Source organism: Ensifer sp. MJa1 (assembly GCF_037026475.1).
Lineage (GTDB): Bacteria > Pseudomonadota > Alphaproteobacteria > Rhizobiales > Rhizobiaceae > Ensifer.
Genome location: NZ_JAKUMO010000023.1, coordinates 82,998 through 95,854, shown reverse-complemented (window position 1 = coordinate 95,854; position 12,857 = coordinate 82,998). Strand labels below are relative to the sequence as shown.

The 12,857-nt window shown below is 64.2% G+C and carries 14 protein-coding genes and 1 pseudogene; 8 read left to right on the top strand and 7 right to left on the bottom strand.

Translation table 11 applies throughout. The features are described 5' to 3' along the window. Window positions 1–13: 13 nt before the first annotated feature. The 4 genes and pseudogenes from odc2 to MKZ91_RS25500 all read left to right on the top strand — a co-directional run bounded on the left by odc2 (window position 14) and on the right by MKZ91_RS25500 (window position 2,631). Window positions 14–1,153 carry an ornithine/lysine decarboxylase gene (gene odc2 / locus MKZ91_RS25515; RefSeq protein ID WP_336173837.1) on the top strand — a complete coding sequence of 380 codons (1,140 nt, stop codon included), beginning with the start codon at window positions 14–16 and terminating at the stop codon, window positions 1,151–1,153. An 88-nt stretch (window positions 1,154–1,241) separates the two neighbouring features. Beyond that, the gene (locus tag MKZ91_RS25510; RefSeq protein WP_336173836.1) at window positions 1,242–1,832 is read left to right on the top strand and encodes a GNAT family N-acetyltransferase; all 591 of its coding nucleotides are present in this window, start codon (window positions 1,242–1,244) and stop codon (window positions 1,830–1,832) included. Between the two features lie 156 nt (window positions 1,833–1,988). Then, a pseudogene (locus MKZ91_RS25505) lies at window positions 1,989–2,312 on the top strand (LysE family translocator); the annotation flags it as partial. Between the two features lie 91 nt (window positions 2,313–2,403). Further along, the gene (locus MKZ91_RS25500; RefSeq protein WP_336173857.1) at window positions 2,404–2,631 is read left to right on the top strand and encodes a hypothetical protein; all 228 of its coding nucleotides are present in this window, start codon (window positions 2,404–2,406) and stop codon (window positions 2,629–2,631) included. Here the strand turns inward: MKZ91_RS25500 and MKZ91_RS25495 are convergent. The 3 genes from MKZ91_RS25495 to MKZ91_RS25485 form a co-directional block, all read right to left on the bottom strand. Beyond that, window positions 2,628–3,032 (bottom strand): VOC family protein, encoded by a 405-nt coding sequence (locus MKZ91_RS25495; RefSeq protein WP_336173835.1) that lies wholly within the window; start codon window positions 3,030–3,032, stop codon window positions 2,628–2,630. The genes MKZ91_RS25500 and MKZ91_RS25495 overlap by 4 nt on opposite strands. 78 nt (window positions 3,033–3,110) lie before the next feature. Continuing rightward, window positions 3,111–3,683 carry a winged helix-turn-helix transcriptional regulator gene (locus MKZ91_RS25490; RefSeq protein ID WP_336173834.1) on the bottom strand — a complete coding sequence of 191 codons (573 nt, stop codon included), beginning with the start codon at window positions 3,681–3,683 and terminating at the stop codon, window positions 3,111–3,113. A 1-nt stretch (window position 3,684) separates the two neighbouring features. Continuing rightward, the gene (locus MKZ91_RS25485) at window positions 3,685–4,320 is read right to left on the bottom strand and encodes a LysE family translocator (RefSeq protein WP_336173833.1); all 636 of its coding nucleotides are present in this window, start codon (window positions 4,318–4,320) and stop codon (window positions 3,685–3,687) included. 317 nt (window positions 4,321–4,637) lie between these two features. Between MKZ91_RS25485 and MKZ91_RS25480 the strand changes: the two genes are divergently transcribed. From MKZ91_RS25480 to MKZ91_RS25470, 3 genes are all read left to right on the top strand, one after another. After that, on the top strand, window positions 4,638–5,084 hold the full coding sequence (locus MKZ91_RS25480) for a glyoxalase superfamily protein (RefSeq protein ID WP_336173831.1): 447 nt from the start codon (window positions 4,638–4,640) through the stop codon (window positions 5,082–5,084). 293 nt (window positions 5,085–5,377) lie between these two features. Next, the gene (locus MKZ91_RS25475; protein ID WP_336173830.1) at window positions 5,378–6,505 is read left to right on the top strand and encodes a multicopper oxidase domain-containing protein; all 1,128 of its coding nucleotides are present in this window, start codon (window positions 5,378–5,380) and stop codon (window positions 6,503–6,505) included. Then, window positions 6,502–7,689 carry a ZIP family metal transporter gene (locus MKZ91_RS25470; RefSeq protein WP_336173828.1) on the top strand — a complete coding sequence of 396 codons (1,188 nt, stop codon included), beginning with the start codon at window positions 6,502–6,504 and terminating at the stop codon, window positions 7,687–7,689. Before MKZ91_RS25475 ends, MKZ91_RS25470 begins: the two co-directional genes overlap by 4 nt. A gap of 33 nt (window positions 7,690–7,722) precedes the next feature. Here MKZ91_RS25470 and cysE read toward each other — a convergent pair whose 3' ends face one another. Genes cysE through MKZ91_RS25455 form a run of 3 tightly spaced genes read right to left on the bottom strand, consistent with a single transcriptional unit; the run spans window position 7,723 to window position 10,656 of the window. Beyond that, window positions 7,723–8,550, bottom strand: a complete 828-nt coding sequence (gene cysE / locus MKZ91_RS25465) for a serine O-acetyltransferase (protein ID WP_336173827.1) — start codon at window positions 8,548–8,550, stop codon at window positions 7,723–7,725. Between the two features lie 10 nt (window positions 8,551–8,560). Continuing rightward, window positions 8,561–9,550, bottom strand: a complete 990-nt coding sequence (locus MKZ91_RS25460) for a WD40 repeat domain-containing protein (RefSeq protein WP_336173825.1) — start codon at window positions 9,548–9,550, stop codon at window positions 8,561–8,563. Continuing rightward, window positions 9,550–10,656 carry a CobW family GTP-binding protein gene (locus tag MKZ91_RS25455; protein ID WP_336173824.1) on the bottom strand — a complete coding sequence of 369 codons (1,107 nt, stop codon included), beginning with the start codon at window positions 10,654–10,656 and terminating at the stop codon, window positions 9,550–9,552. The genes MKZ91_RS25460 and MKZ91_RS25455 overlap by 1 nt, the downstream gene beginning before the upstream one ends. A gap of 187 nt (window positions 10,657–10,843) precedes the next feature. Here MKZ91_RS25455 and MKZ91_RS25450 point away from each other — a divergent pair, with 187 nt between their 5' ends. Beyond that, on the top strand, window positions 10,844–11,935 hold the full coding sequence (locus tag MKZ91_RS25450) for a glycosyltransferase family 4 protein (RefSeq protein WP_336173823.1): 1,092 nt from the start codon (window positions 10,844–10,846) through the stop codon (window positions 11,933–11,935). Window positions 11,936–11,953: 18 nt separating this feature from the next. Here the strand turns inward: MKZ91_RS25450 and MKZ91_RS25445 are convergent, their stop codons facing one another. Continuing rightward, a complete protein-coding gene (locus MKZ91_RS25445) occupies window positions 11,954–12,832 on the bottom strand; it encodes a glycosyltransferase family 2 protein (protein WP_336173822.1) in 879 nt (292 codons plus the stop codon). Window positions 12,833–12,857: the final 25 nt, after the last annotated feature.

Genomic DNA, 12,857 nt, shown 5'->3' with positions numbered 1-12,857 from the left:
GGATCAGGGGAATATGGCCATGACCACTGCACGCATTATCGACTTCATCAACACCCGACGACCGGAAGGCCCGTGCCTCGTTGTCGACCTCGACGTCGTGCGCGACAATTTCAAGGCCTTCCGCCACGCGCTGCCCGACAGCTCGATCTATTATGCCGTCAAGGCCAACCCGGCGCCGGAAATCCTGCGCCTTCTCGCCGGTCTCGGCTCCTCCTTCGATTGCGCGTCCGTCGCTGAAATCGAAATGGCGCTCGATGCCGGTGCGACCCCGAGCCGCATCTCCTACGGCAACACCATCAAGAAAGAGCGCGACATTGCCCGCGCCTTTGCGCTTGGGGTCAACCTGTTTGCGGTCGACAGCCACGAGGAAGTCGAAAAGGTCGCCCGTGCGGCTCCCGGCGCCCGTGTGTTCTGCCGCGTTCTGACCGATGGCGAAGGCGCCGAATGGCCGCTGTCGCGCAAGTTCGGTTGCGTCCCGCAGATGGCCGTCGACGTGCTCGTCTATGCCCACCAGCATGGGCTTACCTCCTACGGCGTCTCGTTCCATGTCGGTTCGCAGATGACGAAGCTTGATGCCTGGGATGCGGCTCTTGCCGATGCCAAGCGCGTCTTCGTGCAGCTTGCCAAGCAGGGCATCGAGCTCAAGATGGTCAATATGGGTGGCGGCTTCCCGACGAAGTACCTGAAGGACGTCCCGACGGCGGAAGCCTACGGCAAGGCGATCTTCGGTGCGCTGAAGAAGCACTTCGGCAACCACATCCCGGAAACGATCATCGAGCCGGGTCGCGGCATGGTGGGCAATGCCGGCGTGATCAAGGCGGAAGTCGTGCTTGTGTCGAAGAAGTCGGACAACGACGCCCACCGCTGGGTGTTCCTCGACATCGGCAAGTTCGGCGGTCTCGCCGAAACCATGGACGAAGCGATCCGTTACCCGATCCGCACCGCGCGCGATGCCGATGACATGGAGCCCTGCGTGCTCGCCGGCCCGACCTGCGATTCGGCTGACGTGCTCTATGAGAAGAACATGTACCCGCTGCCGATCACGCTTTCGATCGGCGACGAGGTTCTGATCGAGGGCACTGGTGCCTACACGACGACCTACTCGGCCGTCGCCTTCAACGGCTTCGAGCCGCTGAAGGCCTATGTGATCTGATCCGGCCTGCTCCCGTCTTTGGGCGGGAGCGCCATTTCACAATTTTCGTTCGGTCCGCCTGAAGCGGTTTTGATGACGGGAGGCCCCGATGGCCGCTGTTGTTGACGCCCTGCGCGCATTCTTTGCGCCCACCACTTTTGTAATCGATGCCGAAAATCCGGGCGATGTCGTCGCTCGCGAGACCCTGCTCGACCGTGCCATGGGGCCGGAGCGCCGCCGCAAGTCGTCGGAAAAGCTGCGCAGTGGCCGGCTGCCGGCCGAAGGTCTTGCCTTCGTCGCCCGGGATATCGACGGCCACGTCATCGGCACCGTCCGGCTCTGGAACGTCGAGGCCGGCGTCGGCCGAGAGGGCCATGCCGTGCCGGCGCTTTTGCTCGGCCCGCTTGCCGTCGATCCGGATCATGAAGGCAAGGGCATCGGCGGCATGCTGATGCGCGCGGCGATCGCCGAGGCCAAGAACCGCGGACATGGCGCAATCCTGCTCGTCGGCGACGCCGCTTACTACGAGCGCTTCGGCTTCTTTACCAGCCGCACGCAGCACCTCGTCATGCCCGGGCCGTTCGAGCGTGACCGGTTCCTGGCGCTGGAGCTGACGGACAACTGGCTTGAAGGTGCTGCCGGCCTGATCGTCGCGAGCGGTCGCAAGCTCGCAATGCCGCCGGTGCGTCGCGCCGCCTGACGCTTTTCCGTCTCCAACCCTGCGGAGGCGGATTTTTCGCTGCTCCCTCATCGGTCCGCCGTGATTGGTGAGGGGGCACGCATCTGCGGCTGCGACGATCTTCTTGACAGGTGGCGTTGCGATCCTCTTCTCTCGGGCCAGACCCCGTATACGCGGATGGAAGTCCCCCGCATGGATCCGTTCATTCTCGGCGCTGCGACCCTGCTGCCCTTCCTGCTGACATCCTTCATCATCGAACTGACGCCGGGGCCCAACATGGCCTACCTTGCCATGGTCGCCGCCTCCGAGGGCCGTCGCCCGGGCCTCGCTACCGTGGCCGGCGTGGCGCTCGGCATGGCCCTAGTGGGCTTTGCTGCCGCCCTGGGGGTTGCCGAGCTCGTTGGCCAATCGGACGCGCTCTACGGGGCGCTTCGCTGGGGCGGCGTCGCTTTCCTGCTTTATCTTGCCTTCGACGCTTGGCGCGGCGAGGCGGAGGAGGTTGGGCCGGCCGGCAAGCCCGCCTTCTTCTACTTCCGGCGTGGCCTGATCACCAACCTGCTCAAATCCGAAAGCGGCCTTGTTCTTCGTCACCGTGTTGCCGACCTTCGTCGACGACACGCGACCGCTCTTGCCACAGAACCTGACGCTTGCAACGATCTATGTCGGGGTTGCGACGGCGGTGCATGCGGCAATCGTGCTCTTGGCAGGGACATTGGAGCCGATGCTCAATTCCCCGTCGCATGAACGGCTGGTGCGACGGGCGCTCGCATTGATGCTTGCCGCCGTGGCGATCTGGTTCGGCTGGGCAACCGGGCGTTAGGCGCTGCCCGTCTTGCGGGCGTCATAACAGACGAAGGCGAGCTTGTTGCCATCCGGGTCGCGCACATAGGCGGCATAGAAACCCTCGCCATACTGGGGCCGGAAGCCCGGCTTTCCCTCGTCGCTACCGCCGCCCGCAATCGCGATCTCGAACATGCGGTCGATCAACCCGGCGTTTTCCACCAGGAAGGCGGTCATGGCGCCGTTGCCGACGGAGGCGGTCCCATTGTCGAAAGGGTAGCAGGCAAAGAAACGCGGCGCCTTGTCATTGTCCTTGCGCCCCCAGGAGGACACCTGCTCATCGCAATAGCAGCGTTCCTGACCGATCACCGCCATCACCGGATCGTAGAAACGCTCCGCGCGCCTGAGATCCGTCGTCCCTACCATCGTGTAACCGATCATGTCTGTTTCCTCGCTGCGGATTGGTGGCCACTCGTCCCACAGCCGCGCCGGACATGCAACTGCAGGCAGGCAGCGTGGTCAATTGCCGTCAAGATAGGAGCGACCGCGCGCCGACAGGCGGTAGCCGACGCTCAGGCTCTCGGTCAGGCCGAGCTCCTTCAGTTTGCGGATGCGCGCCTTGAGCTTGAGTTTGTCCATGCCGACGGCGGCGCTCAGTTCGGCTGCTGTCGTTCTGTCGTGGTCGGCGATCAGCCGCAACACCGGATGGGTCCAGGCCATGCCCGTGCTGCGGTCAAAGGCGTCAAGCTTGCGGTGGATCTCGGTGCGTTCCCTGTCGCTCAGCGTGGCTGCGTCGCGCAATGTCAGGCGCGGGTCGTCGCCGATGCGGCGCAAGGCGATGCGATAACAGCGTCCCTCCGGCCGCAAGGCAAGCTCCTTCAAGAGCGCGGCGCGATCGGCAAAACCAGCCTGCTCGGCCTCGTCGTCGGTGACCGCGCTCTCCTCGATCTCGTCGACGGCATCGATGGCGAGAACGCCCATCGCGGTCAGCAACGTGCCACCAGCCCTGACGGTGGGCCTTGTCCAGCGGCGGAAGGCGAGCGTCACGCTGCCATCGGCAATGCCGGCAAGAACGGACTGGCGAAGCAGCATGTCAGGCGGTCGCGCGGCGATAGAGCGCCAGCGAGCCCGCCAGCGCCAACAGCGCTCCGCCGCAGATACGGTCGAGCCAGACTGCTCCGGAGCGCTTGAGGAAGGCGGTGGCGCGCGATCCGAGCAGCGCATAACCGAACATCACCACAAGATCGACAGACGCGAAAACCAGGGCGAGGACAGCATATTGCGGCGCCTGCGGCAGGGAGGGATCGATGAACTGCGGCAGGAAGGCGGTGAAGAACAAATAGCCCTTGGGGTTGGTGACAGCCACCAGGAAGCTCTTGAGGAAGATGGCAACCGATGAGACCGGCTTGCCCAAGCCTTCTCCTTCGCCTGCGACCTGGACCGTCCCCTTGGAGCGCAACAGCATGATGCCGAGAAAGGCGAGATAGGCGGCACCCAGCCATTTGACGACGGTGAACCAGAATTCGGATGCAGCCAGAAGCGCGCCAAGACCGAGGGCGACGGCGCCGATGAGCACGAAGTCGGAGAGCACCGCGCCGATCATGCCGGCAGTCGCGCGTCTCACGCCGTAGCGCGAGCCGTTGGTGAGCGCGAGCAACACGGTCGGGCCGGGTGTCGCAATGCCGATGAAGGCAACGAAGGCGAATGCGAGAATGGTCATTTCGGTCATGATGTCCTCCCTCTACTCAAGGTAGTCGTTCCACAGCTTCCGCGTCAGTGCAATCGTCTTTCCGTCTGGATCTGTCGCCGGCAAGCGACGTTTGCGCAGGCGCTTACGGGGGGCACCTGTCACTCCGTTTCCTGACCAGGTTTGACAGTGCGGGTGGCATCTCCTATGGAAGTGCAGGGCAAGGGCCCCTGCCGTCCGCGAGCGTCATGCTTTGGTGAAGCCCTATTTATGAGACACGGTCAGCCGAAACGGCATGCGAACCGGTGGCAATGCGGGCTCCCATCTTCAACTGGCATGCCGCTGCAGGAGACCATCTCATGACGCGCGGATCATCCACGCTGCCTTCTCTCGACGCCCTGAAGGACCAGGCCAAGCGCCTGCGCGCCCGGCTCGGCCAGGAGGGTGAAACCATCAGCCATTCCCGCTCGCTCGAACTGATCGCTGCCCAGTACGGCTATCGCGACTGGAATACACTTCACGCCGCCGTCGGCAACCGGCCGCCGTTCAATCCCTGGATGCTCGGATCGCGGGTGAAGGGCCACTATCTCGGCCAGCCCTTTGAAGGCGAGATTCTGGGTGTGCAGGCCATTGCTGCGCAGCCGGGGCGCTTCCGCCTGACGATGAAATTCGACGAACCGGTCGACGTCGTCACCTTCGAGAGTTTTTCCGCCTTTCGCCAACGGGTCGTCGCCACCGTGGACGAAACGGGCCGAACGGTCGAGAAGACCTCGAACGGTCGGCCGCAACTCGAACTCGAGTGGTGATGTCGGCGCTGGCAGCACCACGCGCTCGGTGTTCGCCGCAAAGGTTTCTCTCGTTCATCTGCTGCTCAACGTCCCCGAAGCGACGGCTTTCGGGGACGTTGCCTTTGAGCACCGGATCTCGTGGCGTTGCTCTGCCCGTTAACCAGGATCACAGCGCGTTCCTTGATCCAGTTGCGAATGAGTTGCATTTGCATTATTGCTATTGTTGCGAATCAGTCGCAGGACGCGCGTGCTGCATGGTGGGGTGCGGACCGCCGCCGGCTTGAACGCCGGTCGTTGGAGAGAGGGCAAGGATGGACAAGCCGACAAGACTGGACCTGCTTCGCCGCAGAAGCCTGCTGATGGGCGGATTGGCGGCTGCCGGCGGGACTGCGATCTGCACCAGCGGAGCGCTCGGCCAGCAGCAAGCGGCCCACGGCAGCCACGCTGCACAGACGGGGGCAGGGGCTTCAGCACCGATGTCGTCGATGGGGCATGGCGCGATGATGACGGTCGGCGACGTCGACAGCACTGCCAACGGCTTCGACCCGACCGAGATGCTGACCGACTGGGAGACAGGCACGGTATCGACATTGCCGGACGGCCGGACGCTGCGCACCTTCGAGATGACGGCGGAGGATCGCGACATCGAAATTGCGCCGGGCATCTCGTTTCCCGCCTGGACCTATAACGGCCGCGTACCAGGACCGGCGCTTCGGGCCAAGGAAGGCGAGCGGCTGAGAATCGTCTTCCGCAACTATGCCTCGCACCCGCACTCGATCCATTTCCACGGCATTCATGCGGCGCGCATGGACGGCGTGCCCGGCGCCGGCATGGTCGATCCGGGCGAGGAGTTCGTCTACGAGTTCGATGCCAAGCCTTTCGGCTGCCACCTTTACCATTGCCACGCCATGCCGCTGCGCCGGCACCTCCACAAGGGCATGTATGGCGCGTTCGTCATCGACCCCGACCCGAAGCGCCATCCTGACCATGCCGATGTCGCCCGGTCCCGGCTGCTCGGCACGCCCGAGAATGCCGGCTGGCAGGAAATGGTGATGGTGATGAACGCCTTCGACACCAATTTCGATGCCGAGAACGAGGTCTACGCGGTCAACACCGTTGCCCATGCCTTCATGAAGAAGCCGATCAAGATCGCGCGCGGCAAGCCGGTGCGCATCTATCTGGTCAATGTCATCGAGTTCGACCCTATCAACTCGTTCCACCTGCACGCCAATTTCTTCGACTACTACGACCAGGGCACGACCTTGACGCCGACGCTGAGGACGGTCGATCTCATCACCCAGTGCCAGGCGCAGCGCGGCATTCTCGAGTTCACCTTCGCCGAACACGAACCCGGGCTTTACATGTTCCATCCGCACCAGACCGAATTCACCGAACTTGGCTGGGTCGGCATGTTCGATGTCGTGGAGGCGCTGGCATGAACGAGATGCTGCCGAGGACCGCAATCCGCGCGGCAAGGACAAACCTGGTATGGCTGGCGCTGCCACTGCTCGCCTTTGGTATCGCCGTTGCCTGGATCCTGTCGACCGACCCGCTTGTCGGTTTCCGCAATGGCGCGCCGCCGATCGAGAACCTGACCTTTGAAAGGACGGTGCTCGACGACAGCGGCCTGCGTCTGCTTGTTCGCGCCGGCGGTTCGGAGCCGATGAGTGTGGCGCAAGTTCAGGTGGACGACGCCTATTGGCAGTTTACCCAGGATCCACCAGGCCCGATCGCGCGCGGCAAGGCGGCATGGCTGAACTTGCCGTTCCCGTGGATGCTCGGCGAAGCCCATGCGGTGAAGGTGCTGACCAACACCGGCGCGACCTTCGCCCATGACATTGCCGTGGCCGTGCCGACACCGCAGGCGACGCCAGGTCAATTGCGGCTGCAGGCCGTGGTCGGCATCATCGTCGGTATTCTCCCCGTTGCCGTGGGGCTGATGTTCTATCCGGTGCTGCGAAGTGTCGGGCGAGAGGGCATGGCCTTTCTGTTGTCACTGACGATCGGCCTGCTCGGCTTCCTCTTCGTTGATGCCAGCGCCGAGGCGCTGGAGCTTGCCGGCGAGGCGGCGGCGATCTTCCAGGGGCCGGTCATGGTGGTGCTAGGGGGGCTGAGCAGCTTCCTCCTGCTGATGGCCGTCGGCCGAAGAAATGGCGCGCCGGCCGGGCTGGCGCTCTCCACCTACATCGCGCTCGGGATCGGTCTCCATAACCTCGGCGAGGGGCTGGCGATCGGTGCCGCCTTTGCAGCGGGATCGGCGGGGCTCGGCACCTTCCTGGTGCTCGGCTTCGCCCTTCACAACGTCACCGAAGGCATCGGCATTGCCGCGCCGATCCTGAAAAAGCGGCCAACCTTGTGGTCCTTCGTCGGGTTGACGCTGCTTGCCGGCGGACCGGCTGTCATCGGCATGTGGCTCGGCAGCCTTGCGACTTCAGCGCAATGGTCGGCGCTGGCGCTGGCGGTCGGTGCTGGCGCAATCCTGCAGGTGATCGTCGAAGTCGGCGCCTACCTGATGCGCCAGAGCGAGCGCGGGCGCGATGTGTTCCTGACGCCGCCCGTCCTGGCCGGCCTCGCGAGCGGTGCGGCCTTCATGTATGTGACCGCGGCGCTGGTGAAGATCTGATGCGGGCGAAGATCTGAGGCAGGTGTCGATGGATCAGACGATCGTCTGGTCCATTTCGGCCGCCGGCACCTCGTCGACGCGGTGGATGCGTACGACCGTTGCCGGGACACCTGCGACGGTCGTGCGCGGTGGAACGGGCTTCAGGACGACGCTGCCGGCCGCGACCTTGCTGAAGGCGCCGACCTCGATATTGCCGAGGATCTTGGCGCCGGCGCCGATCATCACGCCGCGGCGGATCTTCGGGTGGCGGTCGCCGGTTTCCTTGCCGGTGCCGCCGAGCGTGACGTTCTGCAGGATCGAGACCTGGTCTTCGATAACCGAGGTTTCGCCGATGACGATGCCCGAGCCGTGATCGAGCATCACCGCCTTGCCGATGCAGGCGGCCGGGTGAATGTCAGGCCCGAAGACCAGTGAGGCGAGGTTCGAGAGCCAGGCGGCGACTTCCTTGCGGCCATCAAACCACAACTGATGGGCGGCACGGTAGGTCTGCAGCGCCTGGAATCCTTTGAGATTCAGGAGGACGTGCATGAGCCCTGGGCAGGCGGGATCGCGCTCTTTCACCGCCCGGAGATCGGCTTCGGTTGCAAGCAGGATCTGCGGGTTGGCGCTGAACACCTCGGCGAGCAGCTGTGCAAGCGACCGTTCGTCGACACTTGCGACGGCGAGGGGCGCCGCGAGGACCCCGGCCAACAGTTCGGCATTGGATCCGGCATCGATGATCGGCTTCAGGGCCGGTGCCATGACCGGCTCACGCAAGGCGAGCGCATGCGCTTGCGCACGCACCACGGTCCAGACCTCGCCATCAGCGAGCGGATCGGCAAGCGCGCCGGCATAGTGTTGCGTCTCAATCAATGCGGTCATTGGCCACCCGTCATCCGGCGATGTCGACGACACCGCAGTCGCCTTCGGCCGAGCCGAAGGCCAACTGCTTGCCGTCCTTGTTCCAGGCCATGGCCGTGATCGCGCCCTTGCCGGGGCGGCGGAGCAGCACTTCCTTGCTGTCGGCAAAGCGGGCGCCGAGGATCATGCCGTCCTGATAGCCGATGGCGACGATGTCTTCGGCCGGATGGCAGCAGACGGAGGTCACCATGATGTCGGCGCGGGTGCCGAGTTCGAGCGGCGCCTTGCCCATCGGGCCGTCCTTGCCCTGGAAGGGCCAGACGATGGCGGCTGGTGCCCCCGAGGAGGCGAGCCACTTGCCCTTGGCAGACCAGGAGAGCGACTTCACCTTGGCGGGATAGCCGGTCATGCGCATGTGCCGCGCTTCCGCGCCGGGCTTGGCATCGAGTTTCCAGCCGTGCAGCGCGTTTTCCTGCATGGTGGTCACGAGGAAGCGGCCATCGGGCGAGAAGGTGACGCCGGTATGGGCGCCCTTCCAGTCGAGATCGATCGGCTGGCCGGATGTGCCGACCCAATGCAGAGACACGCCGTTATAGCGCGCCGCGGCAATGCGCAGCCCCTTCGGCGCAAAGGCGAGGCCCTCGACGGTGCGTTCCTCGGCAAATTCCTTTGTCGTGCCATCGGCAAGCCGCACATGGGTGGTCTTGCCATAGGCATAACCCACCGCCCCTTGCGGTCCGGCGGCAACCTGGGCGATCCATTTGCGCGGCGCTTCGGCGACCAGCGACGTCGTGCCGTCGGCGGCCGTGCGCATCACCTTGCCATCTTCACCACCGGTCAGCAGCGTGTCGTTTGCTTCGTCGACGACCAGCGACAAGAGGCCCTCATGGACCTCCGTCGTCTTGTGGCCAAGGTCGAGGCGGTGGATGGCGCCGGTGGCTTCGGCGAAGAAGGGGACACCTTTGAGAAAGGCCACGCCGACGACGTGACCTTCGAGATCGAGGGGAGCGACAGTCGGCATCAGTTCGGCTGCGCCTCGCAGGCTTTGAACGTGCGCTCGAGTTTCTCCCGGTCGAGGTCGCGGCCGATGAAGACGAGGCGGCTTTCGCGCTTCTCGCCTTCCTTCCATGCGCGCTGGTGATCGCCTTCGATGATCATGTGCACGCCCTGGACGACATAACGCTCGGCGTCGCCGGCAAAGGCGATGATGCCCTTCAGGCGCAGGATGTTCGGGCCGTCCGTCTGGGTGATCTTCTGGATCCAGGGGAAGAAGCGGTCCGGGTTCATCTCGCCGCCACGCAGCGAGATCGACTGCACCGTCACGTCATGGATCGGCGAGGGCGCGTCGTGGTGATGGTGATGATGGTCGTGATCGTGGTCATGATCATGATGATCGTGATCATGGTGGTGATGATGATGATCGTGGCCGCAGTCCGGGCCGCAGGTGTGATCGTGTTCGTGATCGTCCTGGTCGAGGAAGTGCGGATCGTTTTCCAGCGCCTTTTCGAGGTTGAAGGCGCCCTGGTCGAGGACCTTGGCGAGATCGATGTCCGAGCGCTGGGTCCGGTAGATGCGGGCCGACGGATTGATGACGCGCACTGTCGCCTCGATGCGCTCCAGTTCCTCAGGTGTGACCAGGTCGGTCTTGTTGAGTAGCACGACGTCGGCAAAGGCGATCTGGTCTTCGGCCTCGCGGCTGTCCTTCAGCCTAAGCGGCAGGTGCTTGGCGTCGACCAGAGCCACGACAGCATCGAGCTCGGTCTTGGCACGCACGTCGTCGTCCATGAAGAAGGTCTGGGCGACCGGAACCGGATCGGCAAGGCCCGTCGTTTCCACGATGATCGCGTCGAAGCGGCCGGGGCGGCGCATCAGGCCTTCCACCACGCGGATCAGGTCGCCACGCACGGTGCAGCAGACGCAGCCGTTGTTCATCTCGTAGATTTCCTCGTCGGATTCCACGATCAGGTCGTTGTCGATGCCGATCTCGCCGAATTCGTTGACGATGACGGCATACTTGCGGCCGTGGTTCTCGCTGAGAATACGGTTCAGGAGCGTCGTCTTGCCGGCGCCGAGATAGCCGGTGAGCACGGTGACGGGGATCGGCTTCTGCGGGGATGTTTCGGTCATGGGAACCTCTGGGATTTCCGGATGCGGGAGCGGGGCATCCTAGTTGCGCTTCATATAGGAGATGCGGCGCCGATGCGCAAATGCCGAGGGCGATTTTGGCGGCCCGGAGCACCGGTCGCCGTGGCTGCCGATAACCGTCCTTTCATCAAAATCGGCGAGAGTGCGGGCACATCGAAGGGGCTCCAGCGTGAAGACGATTTCCATCAACGGCCGGTTCCTGACCCAGTCGCTTACCGGCGTGCAGCGCTTTGCCCGCGAGATGACCAAGGCGCTCGACGCGCGCATCGCCTCCGGCCAAGTGCCGCATGCGCTGAAGGATGCGCACTGGCGGCTGCTCGCCCCCAAGAAGGCGGTTGACGATCTCGGTCTCAAGGCGATATCGGTCGAGCGTTTCGGGTCCGGCCCGGGCCATGTCTGGGAGCAGGGACCACTTTGTTGGCGTGCGCGCCGCGACACACTCATCGGCTTCGGCGGTAGCGGCCCGGTGCTGCATGGCGACCAGATCGTAGTGATCCACGACGTCACCCTGTTTCGCGATCCGGCCTCGTTCGGCCGCGGCTACCGGCTGTTCCACGGCGCCCTTGGCTTCGTCCTCACAAGACGGGCAAAAATCGGCACGGTCTCGAATTTCTCGCGGCGAGAACTCGCCGATGTCTTCCGCGTGCCGGCTGCCGGCATCGACGTCATCTACAACGCGACCGACCATTTTGCGGCACTCCAGCCGGATCATGGCGTCATTGCGCGACTCGGGCTTGCCGATACGCCCTTCTTCCTGCTCGTTGGCACGCTGAAGCCCAACAAGAACGTCGAGTTCGCGGTGCGCGCCTTCGAGGCGCTCGGCGCCAGCGGCCACAAGCTCGTCGTCGTCGGCGGCACGGATCCGACGGTGTTTCGCGACATCGCCCCGACGTCGAAGGGCAACCTGATCTTTCCCGGACGCCTGACCGACGCGGAGATCGCCGGGCTGCAGCGCCGCGCCGTCGCCTTCGTCTTTCCGAGCCTTTACGAAGGGTTCGGTATTCCGCCGCTCGAAGCGATGACGCAAGGGTGCCCGGTGCTGGCCGCCGATATCCCACCGGTGCGCGAGGCCTGCGGCGATGCGGTGCGCTACTTCGATCCCTTGAAAACGGACACCCTGGTTGAGGCGATGCGGTCGATTACGGCCGATGCGACCTTGCGACGTGAACTGACCCATGCCGGCATCGAGAATGCCAGGCGCTTCTCCTGGGACGGAAGTGCCGTGGTGCTGCTGAACCTGCTTGCGGCTCAACAAACCTGAAACCCACCGTGCTGCCGATCAAAGATTGAGGATGCGCACCGGGTCGAGACGGCCGCGGGCAAGATCGGAAAATGCGATCAGGTTGCCCTTGAGACGGCCACGTCGGTCGACAAGGCCCTGTGGTTTGAGGCTGCCAAGGATGTTGGCGGCGAGGTTGCCGCCCATCAGCCGCAAAGCCCATTTGAGCCCGACGGTGCCTTTCTTACGGAGATAAAGCGGGTTGGCGACCTGCGAATAACCGAAGCGCAGACCCGATGTGCGGCCGCGCTTGTTGCCGAGATGAACGCCGCGGAGCGCGGGTGACTTCACGATCCGGCCGCGCTTTGCCAGGCGTCGGCAGAAGTCGACGTCCTCCTGCCAGCCATAGAGCGGCAGGCGCTCGTCGAAGCGGGTGCGTTCGGCCGCGATTGCCGACATGCGGAAGGCCATGTTGCAACCATAGGCATTGAAGGCCGGGCGCATGTTGTCGCCAGGTCGCGCTCCGGCATCGCCGTCGAGGATTGCCTCGGCGTCGGTGATCGAGATCCCGGGGCCATGAATACCGTCGGCCAGCACCAGGCCTGTCGCCACAATGATATCCGTCCCTTGCTGAAACAACTGTTCGGCCTCGGCAAGAAAGTCGTTGCGCGGCAGGAAATCGTCATCGAAGAAGACGACCAGATCGGCGGTTACCGCCTGATCGAGGATCGCATTGCGCTGCGCGCTCGAACCCTTGTCGCCCTTGATGATGCGGATCTTGAGGGGAAGGGTGCCGAGCCTGTTCTCGTCGATGTCCTCGGCCGTGCTTGGGCAGATCAGCACTGCATCCGGCAACCGTGCCTGCCGCGTCAGGTGCAAGAGTGTTTCCGAGAGAATCTCGCGGCGGCCCGCTGTCGCTATGCCGACGACGATGTTCATGACGCATTCTCCGCTGGTTTGGCCG